Below are 17,614 nucleotides of genomic sequence, written 5' to 3'. Positions count from 1 at the left end.
GCCCCCGCAACAATCGATAGGCTCCGGTACTAGACCGTCGGCGAGTCGGGATACAGGTCGGAATGGCGGTACATGCTGTCAATCGCAATCGACGCTTCCGCAAGGCGCGCCTTGGCGCCTGATGCATCAACCCCCCGTTTGACGCAAGAATCATGGTCCTCGACCGCCCTATGCAAGGCGTCGAGTGCAGCCAGTATGCGTGCGCGCTCGACCGTCATATCAAGCTTTCCGACAATATCAAAGGCAAGCGTCAGATACGGCTCTAAACCGGCAACTGAGGCGTGGCCGGTCACCTCTTTAACCTTTCGTTTGAAATCTGTGTCGTCGAGGATAAGCTTTTGGAAATCTGACTTCGTGTTGACGTTATGGGCAATGATGAGTCGAACGAGGGCATTCGTGATGTATCGATGCCTCATCAGGTGTGGGCTTGCGGGGACCTTTATGCCGGCTCGCTTAGCAAGTTGCGCAAATTCCTGAGTGATGGTGTTCGGGCGTAGTGCTTCCCCGGTTTTCGCGTTGAACAGCAGGGGGGTATCTAGACGAACTCGAACGCCTATATGCCTCAGCCTGCGACGGCTCGAAACCAGATATTCCTCTAGGAAATCTAGCAATATCGGACTGACAGGGACCTCTCTGTGCGGGGAGCGCGTATGCTTAACTGTGTCAAACGAGAGCATGGGTACCTGATGCTCGCCGGATGCACGTGCTTTGTCACGCGCTTCGAGAGCTTCAACTACATTACGTCGTGTCAGTTTCGTAGCAGACTCCATTCTGCGGAGCCCAACTTCATCAAAGAGTGCGAACATGACGAGCCTGCGTGAATGGATGTACGCGGACTCGGAAGTGTTGCGCGACACATCGTCGGCCGCAGTACGCAGCGCGAGAAGAGTTTTATCGTCTATCGGGAGCCGTACATGCTCCAGGTCTTCCTCCGTTGGGAAAGACCAGTGGTTCCACGCATATGTTTCGATGGTTCTTCCGTTAGGCAATCGGTGTGACTTGCGTATGCGGTAGGCTCTAATTGTTCCTTCTTTAGACACGAAGCTTGGAGTTGCATAGTAGTCGCCCACGAATACGAGGAAGTCCAGCCAGACCGACGCGATTTTTACCGTCGATGTCACCTTATTTTTTGGACTGAAGTCTTCTCCTCTTGCTACCTTCACTCTGAGCTGTCGGACGGCGAGAGCAAAGTGTGAATCGGTCATTTTGGCAAACCCGTCCATGTTGCTGTTCACATAGCGGATAAGCGGAGCGAGGTAGGAGCAGTATGTGCCGAGCGTTCCGCCCTGTGAGCCACGAAGTGAGAATCCCTTTTTGAAGCACTCTGTCATAAAGAGATTTACTTCCATGCACCAATGCCCGTTCGGCCACCTTGCCAACGGAAACCGGGCTGCTGCCACTAACTCCGGCTCCATTCCCAGAAAGTGGCTGAAGAATTTGAAGTCGTCGCGAGCATGGCTGTGCAGTTGTGAAGCTAGAACGAGTAATGGTTCTCCGTTTATTCGCTCAAATTTCATCTCTTGCCTCCAAGCCGGGTATGAAGGATAGCAGTCATCGCGCGCAGCTCGACCTCATCGTCTGCGCACCTCTGAATTAGGTCCGGCCTCTTGGACCCTTTGGCATAGGAGCGGGCATTTTGCATCGTACGATGGTAAGCGGCCGTGAGAAGCGCCAGGTCCTCCAATGCATCGTCGCGCTCTTTGGTGAGATTGTCGACGCGCTGCTCGAGGTCGGCCTTGGTTCCGGGTTTCGGACTATTGTCCGCGGCGCGCGTGGAGATGACCTTTTCGAATGCGTGCAGGCGTAGTTCATCGAGCTCCTGCCATCCTTGCAATTGCCAGTCGTTCGCATGCGCTTTGAGCGTATTCAAAGACATGGGTAAGATTTCTCGCGCGGGGTACTTTAGTTTTGCGAGATTTCCCTGAGTCTGGATAGCGACGCTCACGACAGTGTCATGTGCGAACAGTGCGGGCTCTTTTGCAACGTCTTTTAACAATGTCTCGCGCGCCGTTACTTGTTTAAGAGCTAACGGATTCATCATCGACATCCTCTTCTTCATGGTCAAATACTACTAGCGAAACCACATGACTCTTTTGGTCTGAATCACACATGTGATGGACGTTGAAGATAAGTGAACCCTCTTGACGAAGCTTCTCTACGTATCGCGTGTACTCCGCAAATCCGCGTTCATCCATTACGCTATGGCGGTCGGCGCCAAATCTTCGCAGTGCGATTGCCGCCAAGTCGTCGGCTTCTTTTCTCCCATCCCTCACCATCAACGTTGCCGCTGTTGATTGCAGCGTTCGGAGAACCTGGCCGGAGAAGTTGGCTTTGAGATAGTGTTCCGTTTGCTCAGAGTCGCTCTGTCGAAGGAACCACTGCAGAGTATCCGTCGTTTCGAACGGCGCCTCGGCATAGAACCATAAGGCAAAATTCTTCCGTAGTTGATGTTGACGGATGTAATAGCGTAATCCGGATTCAGTCACGGGTGCTTCAATGTAGTCGATGAAGCAATCGATTCGCGCGTTGTACGCCGAATAAGCCATTGTGAGACGGTCTCCGTCCAAGGTGGGCACCGCGAATAGTGATTCATGTATCGTTACACCGCATGCGGAAAGCATCTTCCTGAATGCAATAAGCCGACGCACTATCCGCGCGACTAATGCTGGTGCCGGAATCTGGTCGGTTCGCCGAAACTTGCCGGGCCCGCTTTTTCGGGTTTGCACCGCAAGCCATCTGTTGTTGTCGCTTAGAGATAAGGCGTTCAGGTCAATCATTTCGCCAACGCGAAGTGCCATCAACCATCCGACAATGAGTTGCATGGCACCATACAACACCCTCATCATCTCCAGCAGACCCTCATTCCGGCGCAGCCTGTCGAAGTAGTCCTGCTTGGGCAGGTGAGTTTCATTCCGGTTCGGATTGCTCTCGATGAAGCTCATCTGATAAGCCAACGACCAGAAACGAATGCCAAGACGCCACCCGTTCCTCGTTAGGTATGGTTGGATGGACCTGGAGGAGAAGAATTTTTTGGCAGAAACGCCAGCCTGTCTGGCCGCCCTGAGTACATTGGCGCAGCATGTGAACAGGGTAGCGTTGCGTGCGAAATAGAAATCAATTGCTTGTCTCACGACATTCTGCACATAGTCGAATGGCGCGATACCGATGGTGCAGTCTGCTTTCAATCGCTGGGCAGCCTCGATATCGAAGGTCGATAATCCAACCAGCGATGACTCTGGGATACCGCGGTCTAGACGTGACAAGTGTTGGAATGAAACCAACGTACTCCGATACTTCTCGAAGTGTTTGCGCGAACATGCTTCGTCTAGCGAACCGGGCTTAACGGGAACTTCGTCGTATTCTCGGTACGTATTCTCCTTTGGGGAGACACAAAGTTCTTCGAAGGCCGTTCGTGAAACCTGTGGATTACTGCCCCATAGAGTGTCGCGATAAATCAGTTTTGAAAGGAACGAGCCGGATGGCGAAAGGCGATAGTCGACCTTGTGTGGTTTAACGTAGCCTTTGTTAAGGAGAAGCCAGATTCTGGCTCGCTGAAGCTCTTTGAGCTCAAGGTCAAGAGACCAATCGTTCTCGTGAATTGGGACATCGAGAATTTCAGGGTGAGAAGCAGAGACGCCCGTGATATCTGCCTGAGTCAGGGTCGCACCTTTCTCCCTCAACGTCTTTGCCAGAAATGTCTTCCATCGATAGACTGACTCTTCTACGTCAGGGTTGCATGCCCGCTCAGCAAGCATCGACTTCAATTCATGTGAAACGACGCCCCGAAATCCATATTGCGCTAGCTTCGTGCTATTGGAGTTGAGCAGGAAGTGGTCGACGACGTGAAGGCCACGGATGACGTGCAGACGCTGAGTTTCCGGTGACAGATATCCGCGACCTCTGACGCAAGGATGCGTCTGTAAAAGGATGAAGTACTGAATATCTTCGAAAAGTACCCTGTGGCGCGAGTCGACGAGCTGTCCTTGTCCGCCCACGTCAATTCGGAAGTCAACGAGGAGAGTTTGACCTTTACCGAAATCCGCCTTGAGCACAGGCGAGTTAAAAGGAGACTGCAACCAGCTGGCCGCGTCGCGTATCTCTAATAGGAACCTATCTGACCAAGGCTCTGCCGCTATACTCTTAAGGCCGTCGTTCATAGCATGTTTGCAACCAGTTGTACGTCTGCGGTTTCACGAGCGGCTTGCAGCGCTCGGTCGATGGACGGCTGCAGTCCAATGCGCTCCCCAAGATAAGAAAGGACCGCATGAGACACGTCGCTCCAGTACTCGTACACGACGTTACTGACAGGCCGATTCTGCTTGCTCGCAAGTTCCAGGCTTGCCATCAGTCTTAAGACGTCTGGGCTTGCATTGAACACAACGCGGGCCTGTTGTCGGCGAGCCGGTTCTTCAGGGGGGCGCATGCTTGATGCGAAAGTGCTGACCGTGGGAAAAGCGTGCTTCAGCATGAACGCGTCTACTTCCGCTACGTTCTTGAAGCCGGTCGCCGGTAGCAGGTGCGGGCTCCCTCTCATTGTCGATATGATTTGATATGAGTGAAATATTCGAATCCATCGCTCACGGAAGAACATCCTGAGAGTGGGGGGGAGGTAACGCTCGAGGACGTCGTTTCTCACACCGGTCTGTCCAAGTGCCTTGGCCATTTCCGCCTCGCTATGCGTGTTGAGAAAAACACATAGGGCCTTGGTCGAGCGAACGGAGCGCAGGCTGAAACGGCGAACGAACTCGGCTGCCGAAGCGGTGGGGATGCGCAGAGTTTTCGAAAACTCTTGGACCAGCTTTGCGGTGTATTCACCCGAGGATGTCAAGGTGCTGAAGCGGCCGACCGCCGTTGGGGGTGAGAATGCTTCTCCGCAAGTGATGAATAGCTTGCGCCAATCGGGACGGTGTCGTACGCGCAGGTAGTCGCGAATTTCACGAGTCAGTACAAGAATCTCGCGAATGATGCGAAGTGACCGGCGATTCAGAAGGATGGTCTTATATCCTGTCCTTTTGCCTGACCGAAATTTGGGGGCTCTGAGGTAGTAGAGACCCTGCTGTTGACGTGATAGGCCGGTCAGCTTTCCTCGCTCGTTCCAAAGCTCGAGATTTTCAAGCATCGACGGCGTCAACTCAGAATGCTCGGCAACTAGCAAAGCAGCGTGGGGGAGCAAGGACGTAGTAGTGGGTAAGCCTAGTTCCTCTGCAACCAACCCTAAGTCGGCCGGATATAGAACGAACAGACTTTTCATCTCATTTCTCGTCAGGAATCCGTGGTGTTCGAATGTGGCGCAGGCATTCGCATAGTGGTCGGGATTGTCCCGACTGACCAGTTTCCTCGAGTTCCCAAGCACACGAATTTGTCCGGTAAGTGCGGCTCGTTTGCGGGACCTTCGCCGGCCCATTATTTCTGACGTCTTTTTTTGGGCCCACGCCTTTACGCATTCGAGCGCCTCCGGTATTTTGATGCTCAAAAATTTAAGTGCTTCCTCGTCGCTCAAACGCTCTGTGGGCAGAGCGCATAACAGGTTCTCTAAGGACTTTGGATTTCGATTGTCGCTGTCACTGTCCGGACCGGGGAATTGTCCAACGCAATATGCGAATAACCCGCTTCCTTCGAGAACACCTCGAACGAACTGTGTCCATTCGCGCGTCCAGTCATTGATAACCGTTGTTTGTCTGCAAGTCTCACTTCGTTTTTCTGTGTAGAAATCCCAAAACTTCTGCCAGAATGGACGCACGGTTTCTCGGTTACGAAGGCATTCCGTCGTTAGGTCAGGAAAGGTAGCCAACGCCTCTATGAACAGCGCCAACGCGCCAATTTTTTGACGCCGGCTACCCGACCAGTAATTGGCAATGATTTCGTAGAGCTTGCTGGCGAATGGCATCCCGTGCCGAATGGCTACTGAGTGCAACGGAAGCCAGCGTATGTGACCGCCGGCATCCTCAAGTGGCCAGCCGCGCCACAACAGTACTTGCTCATCATTGAGCTTGATTGCTTCAAATTTCTTCACCAGCGCTTTTATCGATGGAGTCGGCGCGAGTGACGATATTGTGATGTTGTGGAAAGCTCCTTCTTCGGGCCAAAGCTCTCTCCCGACTTCGATAGCAACCCGCGAATACAGGTAACGGGTCTGTGCAGGTAACTCGACGAACGTGGCGGAGTTGAGGGCGCCGATGAGGCGTAACCACACGACGGAGTTTTTGTGGTCTGGGAGATGGTCAGATATAGCATCTCCGGTTACCGCCAGATAGCAGGAGAACGTTGTCACCAAACGACTGCCGTATTCGCGATAGGACTTCTGGCGAAGGTTCTCACAAGTGCTCACGATTTTTTCACGCACGTGTCCCGGTAGGTCGCGCGGAAGGCGTTGCCCGAGCAGGGAAACATCGCGAATAATTGCTGGTGAGTGGATTTCCGCTTTCGTTTTCATGGCGTTTACATTCGGGACGCAATGTCCCTTTCTAACTTCGTCGCCTCCCCTCAGCCAGTTGATTCGCCAAATCGAAATCCAATCTAAAAAGATTTTAACTATTTAAAATTTAAGTTCGATAGCTAAAATTTTAGAGGTTTTCTCAAAAATCTAAAGGTGGTCAGTTGCAGGAACCAGCAGAGCAACGTTGTCAATTCGGAAGTGGAATACGGGTCCGCGATTATCGTATCTAGACTTAGGAATCCTTAGGTTTTGGCATACGGGCAGGGCACGAGTGCTACAGAGTCATGCACCGGAGCTTGTCGCAAAATTTTATCTAAAATAAATAATAACTATTGAATCCGTATGTCAATAATTATTATTAACTGTTTAACGGTGGGGGTTCATAGGTCGCTTCTAGAAGCGTTAGCGCTCTTTCGCGAGTGTCGGCGCAGCTTGCTAACTGGTGTTGTCAACATACGACGATTTGACGATTGTCAACGGACTTTTTCCGAGGGATGCGACTCGGCCGCCCGGCTGCAGCGATGAGCTGGCCATTTGATAAAGACGACCCAAAAAGCGAACCGTCCGGCTCATCGAGAAACAGCACACCCAGATGCGCCAGGGTGATTTCGCCGGGTTGCGGCGGATTGCGTCCGCCGACCAGCGCCGGTGCGCTCGACGAATGATGCGGCGCGCGAAATGGCCGTTGCCGCCATTGCGAGGGCGTAAAGCCGGCGCGGCTAGCGGACAGCAGTGCTGCCGAGCTGAGTGCCTCGTCGTCGGTCATGGGCGGGAGCAGGCCTGGCAGGCGAGCGGCGAGCATCGATTTGCCTGCGCCAGGCGGCCCGATCAGCAAGACGTGGTGTCCACCGGCTGCGGCGACTTCAAGCGCGCGGCGCGCGCCGCGCTGGCCGATCACGTCGGTCATGTCGGCAACGGCGGCGGGCGCGGTCTCGCTGAGGTCGGGCGCCGCTACGGGGTAGAGGCGAGCGTCGGGCGCTCCGGCCAAATGCGCGCACAGCGATGGCAGATCGGTGGCGCCATAAACATCGACACCCGGCACAAGCGCCGCCTCGGCCGCGCTCGCCGCGGGCAGATAAAGCTGCGGGGTAGATTGAGCGGACGTCACGGGCGTTGCCGGTGTGGCTGAAGTAACACCAGTAGAAACAGACACGCTCCCCAGTCCACCCTGAGAAGCACCGCTGCGGGCCGTCCCGCAGGCCATCGCGAAAGCCCCGCGCATCGGCCGTAACGCGCCCGTCAATGACAGTTCGCCGGCGAATTCGCGGTGCAGCAGGGACTCGGCTGGAATCTGCCCGCTCGCGGCCAGAATGCCTAAGGCGATCGGCAGATCGAAGCGGCCGGACTCTTTGGGCAAATCCGCAGGCGCGAGATTGACGGTGATGCGCCGCACGGGGAAATCGAAGCTGCAGTTCTGCAGCGCCGCGCGCACGCGCTCGCGGCTTTCGCGCACTTCCAGATCCGGAAGGCCGACGATCGAAAAAGAGGGTAATCCGTTCGCGAGGTGAACCTCGACGGTTACTTCGGGCGCGCGGCCAGAGGCCGGCGCGCGACTGCGCACCACGGCAAGCGACATGTTTTCTCCCGTCGGACGGCGCGCCGAGGCGCGCGCGAGTCCCCTAAAACGCTGATGACGTCACGGCTCGCTTGCCAGTGATGTGCAGCACTGCGCAGCTAAAGCGCTGCGAGCAAAGCTTCAGGGTGTAGGCGTTGTGACCGGCAGCTTCTGTTCGAGCTCGGCGACGCGGCGCTCCAGTTCCTCGAGGCGCGCACGGGTGCGCACCAGCACCTGAGTCTGCGTATCGAATTCCTCACGCGTGACCAGGTCGAGCTTGGAAAAGCCTTGCGACAGCATGGCTTTCACGTTGCGTTCGACATCTTTGGCCGGCGAGTTCTTGAACAGCTCGCTCATGCGGGCCTGAAAATCGTTAAAGACATCGTTCGGTTGTTTCATGGTGTTCCCCTTAATGCACAAAAAATGTGCATGTTTCGTTACGTCTGTGCTTTGTCACGTCGAATGGGCTGCCTTGGTGCATGACCTGTTGCCTGCTGCTGCCGCATGAGCCCGTTTGGTGCGCGCTCAAACGTTAAAAGCCTTCGAACACTCTAGCAACGATCCATACGCCGCGCCACCGTGCCCCGTCAACGTTGGCCATCCAGCCAGGGGCGCCTGCGCCCCTTTTGCAGCGTGCCCCAGGCGAAGTCTGACACAACATGGCATGCGAGTTGCTGTTACTGCCCCGCGCGCACTGCCGGGTGCTTTTTACCGGCAACGGAACGAGACCACGCGAACGGGTTACAGGTAAGCAAACAGGGTTACGCAACGGGTTACGCAACTTAGCGAGGGATGTCATGAAACTCATTACCGCAATCATCAAGCCGTTCAAGCTGGATGAGGCGCGCGAAGCCTTGTCGGCCATCGGCGTCTCAGGCATCACGGTGACGGAAGTGAAAGGCTTCGGTCGCCAGAAGGGCCACACGGAACTGTATCGGGGCGCTGAATACGTCGTCGATTTCCTGCCGAAGGTGAAGATCGAGGCTGCGGTCTCGGACGACATCGTCGACCAGGCGATCGAGGCGCTCGAACGCGCGGCACGCACCGGCAAGATCGGCGACGGCAAGATTTTTGTCACGCCGATCGAGCAGGTGATCCGGATTCGCACCGGGGAGACCGGCGCGGACGCTCTGTAAAACCACAAGATAGCGACACACGACACAGATAGCGACAAGAGGAAACGAAGATGCGCAAATTATTGATGTCCATGCTGATGGCCGGTTCGCTGCTCGCGGGCGGTATCGGCGCCGCCCTCGCGGACGACGCTTCCGCCCCCGCAGCCGCCTCGGCCGCTGCTTCCGATACGACGGCGAGCGCGCCGGCGCCTGACGCCTCGGCAGCGCCTGCTGCCGCCGCGGCTTCGGCACCGGCCGCTGATGCGTCCGCCGCACCGGCTGCCAGCGCCGCCGCCGCTGCGCCGGCCGCATCGGACGCCGCGCCTGCTGCACCGACCGCGCCGTTCTCGGTCGATTCGTCGAAGATCAATTCGGGCGACACCGCCTGGATGCTGACCTCCACCGCGCTCGTGCTGTTCATGACGATCCCGGGCCTGGCGCTGTTCTACGGCGGCATGGTCCGCAAGAAGAGCGTGCTCGCGATCCTGATGCAAAGCTTCGCAATCACCTGCCTCGTGTCGATCATCTGGGTGGTGGTGGGCTACAGCCTCGCCTTCACGCCGGGCAACTCGTTCATTGGCGGCTTCTCGCGCTTCTTCATGGCGGGCATGAACTACATCAAGGGCGACAAGGCCACGACGCTGACCGTCAGCCACCTCGCGCCGACGATCCCGGAAACGGTCTACGTCGTCTATCAGATGACGTTCGCGATCATCACCCCGGCGCTGATCACGGGTGCCTTTGCCGACCGCATGAAGTTCTCGGCGATGCTGGTGTTCATGACGCTGTGGTCGATCATCGTCTACTCGCCGATCGCGCACATGGTCTGGGAACCGACCGGCTGGCTGGCTAGCGCGGGCATCCTCGACTTCGCAGGCGGCACGGTGGTGCACATCAACGCCGGTATCGCCGCGCTGGTCTGCGCGCTGGTGCTCGGCAAGCGCGTCGGCTACGGCAAGGAAGCCATGGCGCCGCACAACCTGACGCTCACGCTGATCGGTGGCGCCATGCTGTGGGTCGGCTGGTTCGGTTTCAACGCGGGTTCGGCGGTGGCGGCAGACGGCCGTGCCGGTTTCGCGATGTTCGCAACCCAGGTGGCAACCGCAGCAGCAGCACTCGCATGGATGTTCGCTGAATGGGCCACCAAGGGTAAGCCGTCGGTACTCGGTATCGTGTCGGGCGCCGTGGCAGGTCTGGTGGCGATTACGCCGGCTTCGGGCTTCGTCGGTATGGCGGGTTCGCTGGTGATCGGCATCGCGGCAGGCGTGATCTGCTTCTGGTCGGCCACGTGGCTCAAGCACAAGCTCGGTTACGACGACTCGCTCGACGCGTTCGGCGTGCACTGCATCGGCGGTATCGTGGGTGCGCTGCTGACCGGCGTGTTCGCGGTCAAGGACATCGGCGGCGCGGACGGCAGCGTGATTCTGCAAGCCAAGGGCGTGCTGACGACGCTGGTCTACAGCGGCGTGGTGAGCTACATCCTGCTGAAGATCATCGACATGGTGATGGGCCTGCGCGTGACGGAAGAAGAGGAGCGCGAAGGTCTGGACGTGAGCCTGCACGGCGAACACGTGGAATAAGGATTCCCTCGCAAGTTCCAAGGCTTGCGAATCTCGAATCAAGCGCAGCGACTTTGGCCCGCCTTTATGGCGGGCTTTTTTCTTGCTGGCTATCTTGGTAACAGCAGTTTTCCCTGCCTATCATGGCGATAGCGAGAATGCATTCGCATTGGCTTGCGAATGGAGAAAGCGTCCCCAAATGGACAAAGCATTTGCTCTACAATCTTTTTTCTCCAGTCTGCGAGTGATCAATGGTTCCGCACCTAGTTACGGCGTTAAACGGCCCGCTGCTCGACCTCGAGCGGAAGATCCTCGACGCTACCCCCGCCATCGAACGCTGGTTCCGGCTCGAATGGCAGGAGCACACGCCGCCGTTCTACTGTTCGGTCGACCTGCGTAACGCGGGCTTCAAGCTCGCGCCGGTCGACACCAATCTGTTCCCCGGCGCATTCAACAATCTGCCGCAGGAAGTGCTGCCGCTCGCCGTGCAGGCCGCTATGGCGTCGATCGAAAAGATCTGCCCGGACGCGAAGAATCTGCTGGTGATCCCCGAGCGCCATACGCGCAATGCGTTTTATCTCGAGAACGTTGCCCGTCTGGCCGCGATCATGCGTCAGGCCGGCTTGAACGTGCGCTTCGGCACGCTCGACGAAAGCATCGTCGGGCCGGTCACGATCGCGCTGTCCGACGGCCAGAAGCTCGTGCTCGAACCGCTCGAGCGTTCGCAGCGGCGCCTCGGCCTGAAGAATTTCGACCCGTGTTCGATTCTGCTGAACAATGACCTGTCAGGCGGCATTCCGCCCGTGCTGGAAAATCTGCACGAGCAGTATCTGCTGCCGCCGCTACATGCCGGCTGGGCCGTTCGCCGCAAATCGACGCATTTCTCCTGCTATGACGACGTCGCGAAAAAGTTCGCGAAGATGGTCGAAATCGATCCGTGGATGATCAATCCGTACTTCGCGCATGTCGAAGGCGTCGATTTCCAGGAGCGCACGGGTGAGGAAGCGCTGGCGGATGCGATCGACGGTGTCTTGAAGAAGATCGCCAAGAAGTATCGCGAGTACGGGATCTCCGAGAAACCGTATGTCGTCATCAAGTCGGATGCGGGCACGTATGGCATGGGCGTGATGACCGTGCACGACGCGTCGGAAGTGGCCGCGCTCACCAAGCGCGAGCGCGCCAAGATGGCGGCCACCAAAGACGGCCTGGAAGTGCATGACGTGATCGTGCAGGAAGGGGTGTACACCTTCGAGCGGATCGGGGAAGAAGTCGCAGAGCCGGTCGTGTACATGATCGACCGCTACGTGGTGGGCGGCTTCTACCGCGTGCACGGCAGCCGCGAACGCGATCAGAATCTGAACGCGCCCGGCATGCATTTCGTGCCGCTCGGCTTCGAGCATACGGCGTTGCCGGATGCGCACGCCAAGCCCGGCGCGGCGGTGCCGAACCGCTTCTATATGTACGGCGTGGTGGCGCGGCTCGGGCTGCTGGCCGCATCGGTCGAACTGGAAAAGACCGATCCGGAAGCCATTCAGGTTTAAGTCTCGCGAGGTGGTCGATGGCGGCACGCGTGCCGCCATCGTCATTTTCAGCGACTATATTGACGATCAATGCCAAGCCCTAAGGGCGCACCGGAATCCTCATGGACATTCTTTTCATCGCCGATCCGCTCACGCAGTTCAAGATCTACAAAGACTCCACCTACGCAATGATGGCCGAAGCCGCGCGCCGTGGTCATACGCTCTATACCTGCGAGCCGAAGCATCTGGCGTGGACCGGCGGCGATGTCGAGGCGAACGTGCAGCGCTTTGCGATTACCGGCGACGTGACGGACCTGCATCGCGAGACCTGGTACGCCGCCGAAGCGGCCACGCCGAAGTCGCTGAAGCGTTTCAGCGCGGTCGTGATGCGCAAAGACCCGCCGTTCGACATGGAATATGTGACGTCGACGTGGTTGCTGGAAATGGCCGAGCGCGGCGGCGCGCGCATTTTCAACAAGCCGCAGGCGATTCGCGATCATTCGGAAAAGCTGGCGATCGGCGAGTTCGCGCAGTTCGTCACGCCGACGTTGGTGACGCGCGACGCCACCCGTTTGCGCGCCTTCCATGAAGAACATGGCGACGTGATCCTGAAGCCGCTCGACGGCATGGGCGGCATGGGTGTGTTCCGCGTGAAGGCCGACGGTATGAATCTCGGCTCGATCATCGAGATGCTGAGCCACGACGGCGCGCGCTCGGTGATGGCGCAAAAGTTCATCCCCGAGATCAAGGAGGGTGACAAGCGCATTCTGCTGATCGGCGGCGAAGCGGTGCCGTTTTCGCTCGCGCGGATTCCTCAGGGTAATGAAGTGCGCGGCAATCTTGCGGCGGGTGGACTGGGCGTGGCGCGCCCGCTCACCGAGCACGATCTCAAGATCGCCGAGACGCTCGCGCCGGTGCTCGCCGCGCGCGGGCTGCTGCTGGTCGGGCTCGATGCGATCGGCGACTGGCTCACCGAAGTAAACGTGACGAGCCCGACGTGTTTCCGCGAGATCATGGATCAGACCGGCTTCGACGTCGCCGCAATGTTCATCGACGCATTGGAGCGCGCGGCAGCTTGAGGCGCAGCCCTTGAATGGCCGGCATGGCCCCCAAACTGTGTAGTAAATCCGCATCAAGCAAAACACCGGCTTTGGCGTGAAAATGAGCCTGATACAATGCCCGCTCTCCCGCGCCAAGCCGACTGGAAGGTGTCTGTCAGGCGCCACTGGCATGGATTGCGGACTGTGAACGAGCTGTTTCCCGCCCCGCCGCGTACTGTAGTGATATCAGGCGCCGCGGGCCGCTCGTCAGGTGATGCGTTCCGGCCCTCACGACCCGCGGCCAGTCGAGGGCGCTTAGGAACCGGGCTTCGTCCCGGTCCACGGTTCGGGGCCGTTCTTTTGCAGTAAGGCTGACATGGCAGGCATTCTGATCATTGCGCACGCTCCGTTCGCCACCGCGTTGCGCGATTGTATTTCGCACATCTATGGTGGCTTGCCGGCTCGCATCGGCGTGATCGACGTATCGCCGGATTGTGATCCGGCACAGCAGGTCGCGTTCGCGCATTCGGAAATCGAGCGGCTCAAGGAAGAAAACGGCGCACTCGTGCTCACCGACATGTTCGGCGCCACACCGGCGAATATCGCCGGGCGGCTCGCTTCGGTGCCGAATGTCCGCGTGCTATGCGGCGTCAATCTGCCGATGCTGGTGCGCGCCGTCTGTTATCGCGCGACACCGCTCGATACGCTGGTCGACAAAGCGCTCGCCGGGGCCACCAAGGGCGTGCACGCAATCGGGCCCGCCACGCCGGCGCCGGTTGCGCCGCCCGCTGAGTCCGGCGACTGTTTGCCCGCTTTGCCGCCAGAGGCCGCCGCCGCTGACTGTTTGCCCGCGTTGCCGGCTGAGGCCGACCTGACGCAAAAAGCCGGGTCGACCGGGTTGTAAACGGATTTCACGGCTTTAAACGGTTGCGATCGGGTTGTGATCCGATCGCAGCTGGTTTGCAGTTTCACCTTTCACCACAACACTTACCCGCGCTTCGGACCATCACATGCTGCAACAGGAAACGACTATTGTGAACAAGCTGGGGCTGCACGCGCGCGCGTCGGCCAAGTTGACGCAACTTGCGGGCAACTACCAGGCGGAAATCTGGATGAGCCGCAATGGCCGCCGTATCAATGCCAAAAGCATCATGGGTGTGATGATGCTGGCCGCGGGGATAGGCAGCACGGTGCTGATCGAAACGGAAGGCGCCGACGAAAAAGACGCGATGGACGCATTGTTGAAACTGATTGCCGATAAATTTGGCGAGGGTCAGTGAATTCGCGCATTCCGCTTGTCTGAAGCAAAATGCCGCGGCTGTCCGCGGCATTTTTTTTAGCGCGCGACAATTGGCGCATGAGCGCTGGGAGAGCACGTAAGCCGACCGGGCCGACGGTGTACGGAGGTGCATATTGCTCGCGCGCAAAGTGGATGAAGGCGCATTGTTGTGGTCGATTACGGTATTTCGTGCTGCGCTGCACACAGCCCTAACGTATCGACAAAGGGTTCGGAATTTATAATGGCGAAGAGTGTCTGAGAGCATTGCAGCGGTTTGCCGCGGCATCACACAACTAGAGGAGGTGCGCGTGTCCTTCACGCTGCATGGAATTCCCGTGTCACGCGGTATCGCCATCGGGCGGGCTTATCTGATCGCCCCGGCTGCACTTGACGTAGACCACTATCTGATCGAACCCGCCCAGATCGAGGGCGAGATCGAGCGCTTTCGCACGGCCCAGCAACATGTGCATCACGAGCTCGACACGCTGCGCGCCGATCTCGCGGCAGACGCGCCGAGCGAAATGGGCGCGTTCATCAACGTTCATTCAATGATCCTGAACGATGCGATGCTCGTGCAGGAAACCATCGACCTGATTCGCACACGCCGTTACAACGTGGAGTGGGCGCTGACCGAACAGCTCGAGCGCCTGTCGCGCCATTTCGACGATATCGAAGACGAATACCTGCGCGAACGCAAAGCCGATATCGAGCAGGTGGTGGAGCGCGTGCTGAAGGCGCTCGCGGGTGCTTCCGGAGCCCTGGTGGACGGCGTGCACGGTACCTGCGACGAGATGATCGTGGTCGCGCACGACATCGCGCCGGCCGACATGATGCAATTCAAGACGCAAACGTTTCAGGGTTTCGTCACCGATCTTGGCGGACGGACTTCACATACGGCGATTGTTGCGCGCAGCCTCGGCATTCCGGCCGCGGTCGGTGTGCAGCATGCGAGCGCGCTAATCCGGCAGGACGACCTGATCATTGTCGACGGCGATCATGGCATTGTGATCGTCGATCCGGCGCCGATCGTGCTGGAAGAATACTCGTACCGTCAGAGCGAAAAAGCGCTGGAGCAGCGCAAGCTGCAGCGGCTGAAGTTTTCGCCCACGCAAACGCTCTGCGGCACCCGCATCGAACTGTGCGCGAATATCGAGTTGCCGGAAGACGCGCGCGCGGCGGTCGATTCGGGCGCGACCGGTGTGGGCTTGTTCCGCACTGAGTTCCTGTTCATGAATCACAAGCACCAGTTGCCGGAAGAGGAGGAGCAGTTTGCGGCCTATCGTCGCGCGGTCGAGTTGATGAACGGCTTGCCGGTGACGATCCGTACGATCGACGTCGGCGCCGACAAGCCGCTCGATTCGATGAGTGGTGGCGACGGCTACGAAACCGCACCGAACCCCGCCTTGGGGCTGAGAGCGATTCGCTGGAGCCTCTCGGAGCCGCAGATGTTCCTGACGCAACTGCGCGCGATTCTCCGCGCGTCGGCGTTCGGCAAGGTGAAGATTCTGATTCCCATGCTCGCGCATGCGCAGGAGATCGATCAGACGCTCGATCTGATTCGCGAGGCGAAGCGTCAGCTGGACGATGCTGGCATTGCTTACGATCCGAACGTGCAGGTCGGCGCGATGATCGAGATTCCGGCCGCCGCGATTGCGTTGCCGCTGTTTCTCAAGCGGCTCGATTTCCTGTCGATCGGCACCAACGATCTGATCCAGTACACGCTGGCGATCGATCGCGCGGATAACTCGGTCGCGCATCTGTACGACCCGTTGCATCCGGCGGTGCTGCATCTGATCGCCTTCACGCTGCGCGAGGCGAAACGGGCGGGTGTGCCGGTGTCGGTATGCGGCGAGATGGCGGGCGATCCGGCGTTGACGCGTCTGTTGCTCGGCATGGGGCTCACCGAGTTTTCGATGCATCCGAGCCAGTTGCTGGTGGTCAAGCAGGAAGTTCTGCGCTCGCATCTGAAGACGCTCGAGAAGCCGGTGGCCGACGTGTTGGCTTCGTTCGAACCGGAAGAAGTGCAGGCGGCGCTCAAGCGTGTGGTGTTGGCTTGAAAACTGAAAGCCCGGATCGGGTTTAAATGAATGAGAAACGCCGCACATGTGCGGCGTTTCTCATTCAGCGTTTTGCTCCAGCGTCCAACTCAGGCTCAGCCCCGATGCCGTTGCCCGCATACCGGGCAATCCGGCTGACGCGCAATGCGCATCGTGTTCCATTCCATGCGCAGCGAATCGAGCATCGTGAGCCGCCCCGTTAGCGGCGTTCCGATTCCGCCGATCACTTTTAGCGCTTCAGCCGCTTGCATCGAACCGATGATGCCGACCGTAGGCGCGAACACGCCCATCGTCGAACACGCGATTTCCTCGAACGGTTGATCTTCCGGGAACACGCACGCGTAGCAGGGCGACGCTGCGTCACGAAAATCGAAGGTGCTGATCTGGCCGTCAAAACGCAAGGCCGCGCCAGAGACCAGCGGCACACCATGCTTCACGCAGGCGCGGTTGATCGCGTGGCGTGTCGCGAAGTTATCCGTGCAATCGAGAACGACCGTGGCATGCGGTACCTCGCGATCGAGCCATGCATCGTCGACACGTTCGGCGACCGCATTCACCACCACCTCGGGGTTGATCTGGGCGATCGCATCGCGCCCGGACTCCACCTTCTTGCGCCCGACCGACGCGCTCACATGCAAAATCTGCCGCTGCAGATTGGTCAGGTCGACCGTATCCGCATCGACCAGCGTCAGACGGCCGACGCCCGCCGCCGCCAGATACATGGCTGCCGGCGAACCCAAGCCACCCGCGCCGACGATGATCGCGTGCGCGTCGATAAAGCGCTGCTGCGCCTCGATGCCGATTTCGTCGACGAGGATGTGGCGGGAATAGCGGAGGAGTTGATCGTCGTTCATGGCGGGGCGCGTGGAGTGTCGCGCTATGAGATGCAGGACCGGTGGCCTGCCATGCGCGGTTTCGTTATTTTAATCGCGCGAGGGAGCGGGTGTTCCTGCTGGTACCGGGTATAGCAATGTAGACCGCGGCGTGTACTGCGCCGTGCCTTCGCAGCCTGTTCGGCTGCGAAGGCAGTGGTTTAAACAAGAGACCGGGGCG

13 protein-coding genes and 1 pseudogene are annotated in these 17,614 nt (G+C 58.4%); 7 read left to right on the top strand and 7 right to left on the bottom strand.

The window, feature by feature from the left end:
- Window positions 1–29: 29 nt before the first annotated feature.
- The 6 genes and pseudogenes from PQQ95_RS20955 to PQQ95_RS20930 all read right to left on the bottom strand — a co-directional run bounded on the left by PQQ95_RS20955 (window position 30) and on the right by PQQ95_RS20930 (window position 8,390).
- The gene (locus tag PQQ95_RS20955; RefSeq protein WP_408440102.1) at window positions 30–1,517 is read right to left on the bottom strand and encodes a site-specific integrase; all 1,488 of its coding nucleotides are present in this window, start codon (window positions 1,515–1,517) and stop codon (window positions 30–32) included.
- A complete protein-coding gene (locus PQQ95_RS20950; RefSeq protein ID WP_408440099.1) occupies window positions 1,514–2,047 on the bottom strand; it encodes a hypothetical protein in 534 nt (177 codons plus the stop codon). Before PQQ95_RS20950 ends, PQQ95_RS20955 begins: the two co-directional genes overlap by 4 nt.
- Window positions 2,019–4,157, bottom strand: coding sequence for a site-specific integrase (locus PQQ95_RS20945; RefSeq protein WP_408440097.1), 2,139 nt, complete (start codon window positions 4,155–4,157; stop codon window positions 2,019–2,021). The genes PQQ95_RS20950 and PQQ95_RS20945 overlap by 29 nt, the downstream gene beginning before the upstream one ends.
- Window positions 4,154–6,433, bottom strand: coding sequence for a hypothetical protein (locus PQQ95_RS20940; protein WP_408440095.1), 2,280 nt, complete (start codon window positions 6,431–6,433; stop codon window positions 4,154–4,156). Before PQQ95_RS20940 ends, PQQ95_RS20945 begins: the two co-directional genes overlap by 4 nt.
- A gap of 571 nt (window positions 6,434–7,004) precedes the next feature.
- Window positions 7,005–8,012 (bottom strand): annotated as a pseudogene (locus tag PQQ95_RS20935) (YifB family Mg chelatase-like AAA ATPase); the annotation flags it as partial.
- A gap of 120 nt (window positions 8,013–8,132) precedes the next feature.
- Window positions 8,133–8,390, bottom strand: coding sequence for an accessory factor UbiK family protein (locus PQQ95_RS20930; RefSeq protein WP_175051982.1), 258 nt, complete (start codon window positions 8,388–8,390; stop codon window positions 8,133–8,135).
- A 398-nt stretch (window positions 8,391–8,788) separates the two neighbouring features.
- Here PQQ95_RS20930 and PQQ95_RS20925 point away from each other — a divergent pair, with 398 nt between their 5' ends.
- The 7 genes from PQQ95_RS20925 to ptsP all read left to right on the top strand — a co-directional run bounded on the left by PQQ95_RS20925 (window position 8,789) and on the right by ptsP (window position 16,561).
- Entirely contained in the window at window positions 8,789–9,127 is a 339-nt protein-coding gene (locus tag PQQ95_RS20925) for a P-II family nitrogen regulator (protein WP_006048089.1), read from the top strand.
- A gap of 50 nt (window positions 9,128–9,177) precedes the next feature.
- Window positions 9,178–10,686: an ammonium transporter gene (locus PQQ95_RS20920; protein WP_408440093.1), complete on the top strand. Its 1,509-nt coding sequence runs from the start codon at window positions 9,178–9,180 to the stop codon at window positions 10,684–10,686.
- 230 nt (window positions 10,687–10,916) lie between these two features.
- Window positions 10,917–12,206 (top strand): glutamate--cysteine ligase, encoded by a 1,290-nt coding sequence (gene gshA / locus PQQ95_RS20915; protein ID WP_028199027.1) that lies wholly within the window; start codon window positions 10,917–10,919, stop codon window positions 12,204–12,206.
- A 101-nt stretch (window positions 12,207–12,307) separates the two neighbouring features.
- Window positions 12,308–13,264, top strand: a complete 957-nt coding sequence (gshB, locus tag PQQ95_RS20910) for a glutathione synthase (protein ID WP_408440090.1) — start codon at window positions 12,308–12,310, stop codon at window positions 13,262–13,264.
- A 337-nt stretch (window positions 13,265–13,601) separates the two neighbouring features.
- Entirely contained in the window at window positions 13,602–14,129 is a 528-nt protein-coding gene (locus PQQ95_RS20905) for a PTS sugar transporter subunit IIA (protein WP_408264359.1), read from the top strand.
- A 106-nt stretch (window positions 14,130–14,235) separates the two neighbouring features.
- The gene (locus tag PQQ95_RS20900) at window positions 14,236–14,505 is read left to right on the top strand and encodes an HPr family phosphocarrier protein (RefSeq protein WP_085482323.1); all 270 of its coding nucleotides are present in this window, start codon (window positions 14,236–14,238) and stop codon (window positions 14,503–14,505) included.
- A 307-nt stretch (window positions 14,506–14,812) separates the two neighbouring features.
- The gene (gene ptsP / locus PQQ95_RS20895; protein ID WP_408440087.1) at window positions 14,813–16,561 is read left to right on the top strand and encodes a phosphoenolpyruvate--protein phosphotransferase; all 1,749 of its coding nucleotides are present in this window, start codon (window positions 14,813–14,815) and stop codon (window positions 16,559–16,561) included.
- Window positions 16,562–16,656: 95 nt separating this feature from the next.
- On the opposite strand, the gene PQQ95_RS20890 is transcribed toward ptsP, so the two are convergent.
- Window positions 16,657–17,415, bottom strand: coding sequence for a HesA/MoeB/ThiF family protein (locus PQQ95_RS20890; RefSeq protein WP_408440084.1), 759 nt, complete (start codon window positions 17,413–17,415; stop codon window positions 16,657–16,659).
- Window positions 17,416–17,614: the final 199 nt, after the last annotated feature.

The organism is Paraburkholderia caffeinilytica, from assembly GCF_046030355.1.
Taxonomy (GTDB): Bacteria; Pseudomonadota; Gammaproteobacteria; order Burkholderiales; family Burkholderiaceae; genus Paraburkholderia; species Paraburkholderia caffeinilytica_B.
The sequence above is the reverse complement of the archived record's forward strand: the minus strand, read 5'-3'. Positions and strand labels throughout refer to the sequence as shown.

Excerpts from the sequence above, each read along its gene's own strand:
- PQQ95_RS20940 (WP_408440095.1), bottom strand. The coding sequence starts at position 6,433 with ATGAAAACGAAAGCGGAAATCCACTCACCAGCAATTATTCGCGATGTT.
- PQQ95_RS20955 (WP_408440102.1), bottom strand. The coding sequence starts at position 1,517 with ATGAAATTTGAGCGAATAAACGGAGAACCATTACTCGTTCTAGCTTCA.
- PQQ95_RS20945 (WP_408440097.1), bottom strand. The coding sequence starts at position 4,157 with ATGAACGACGGCCTTAAGAGTATAGCGGCAGAGCCTTGGTCAGATAGG.
- PQQ95_RS20920 (WP_408440093.1), top strand. The coding sequence starts at position 9,178 with ATGCGCAAATTATTGATGTCCATGCTGATGGCCGGTTCGCTGCTCGCG.
- PQQ95_RS20925 (WP_006048089.1), top strand. The coding sequence starts at position 8,789 with ATGAAACTCATTACCGCAATCATCAAGCCGTTCAAGCTGGATGAGGCG.
- PQQ95_RS20905 (WP_408264359.1), top strand. The coding sequence starts at position 13,602 with ATGGCAGGCATTCTGATCATTGCGCACGCTCCGTTCGCCACCGCGTTG.
- PQQ95_RS20950 (WP_408440099.1), bottom strand. The coding sequence starts at position 2,047 with ATGTCGATGATGAATCCGTTAGCTCTTAAACAAGTAACGGCGCGCGAG.
- gshB (WP_408440090.1), top strand. The coding sequence starts at position 12,308 with ATGGACATTCTTTTCATCGCCGATCCGCTCACGCAGTTCAAGATCTAC.
- gshA (WP_028199027.1), top strand. The coding sequence starts at position 10,917 with ATGGTTCCGCACCTAGTTACGGCGTTAAACGGCCCGCTGCTCGACCTC.
- PQQ95_RS20890 (WP_408440084.1), bottom strand. The coding sequence starts at position 17,415 with ATGAACGACGATCAACTCCTCCGCTATTCCCGCCACATCCTCGTCGAC.
- PQQ95_RS20900 (WP_085482323.1), top strand. The coding sequence starts at position 14,236 with ATGCTGCAACAGGAAACGACTATTGTGAACAAGCTGGGGCTGCACGCG.
- PQQ95_RS20930 (WP_175051982.1), bottom strand. The coding sequence starts at position 8,390 with ATGAAACAACCGAACGATGTCTTTAACGATTTTCAGGCCCGCATGAGC.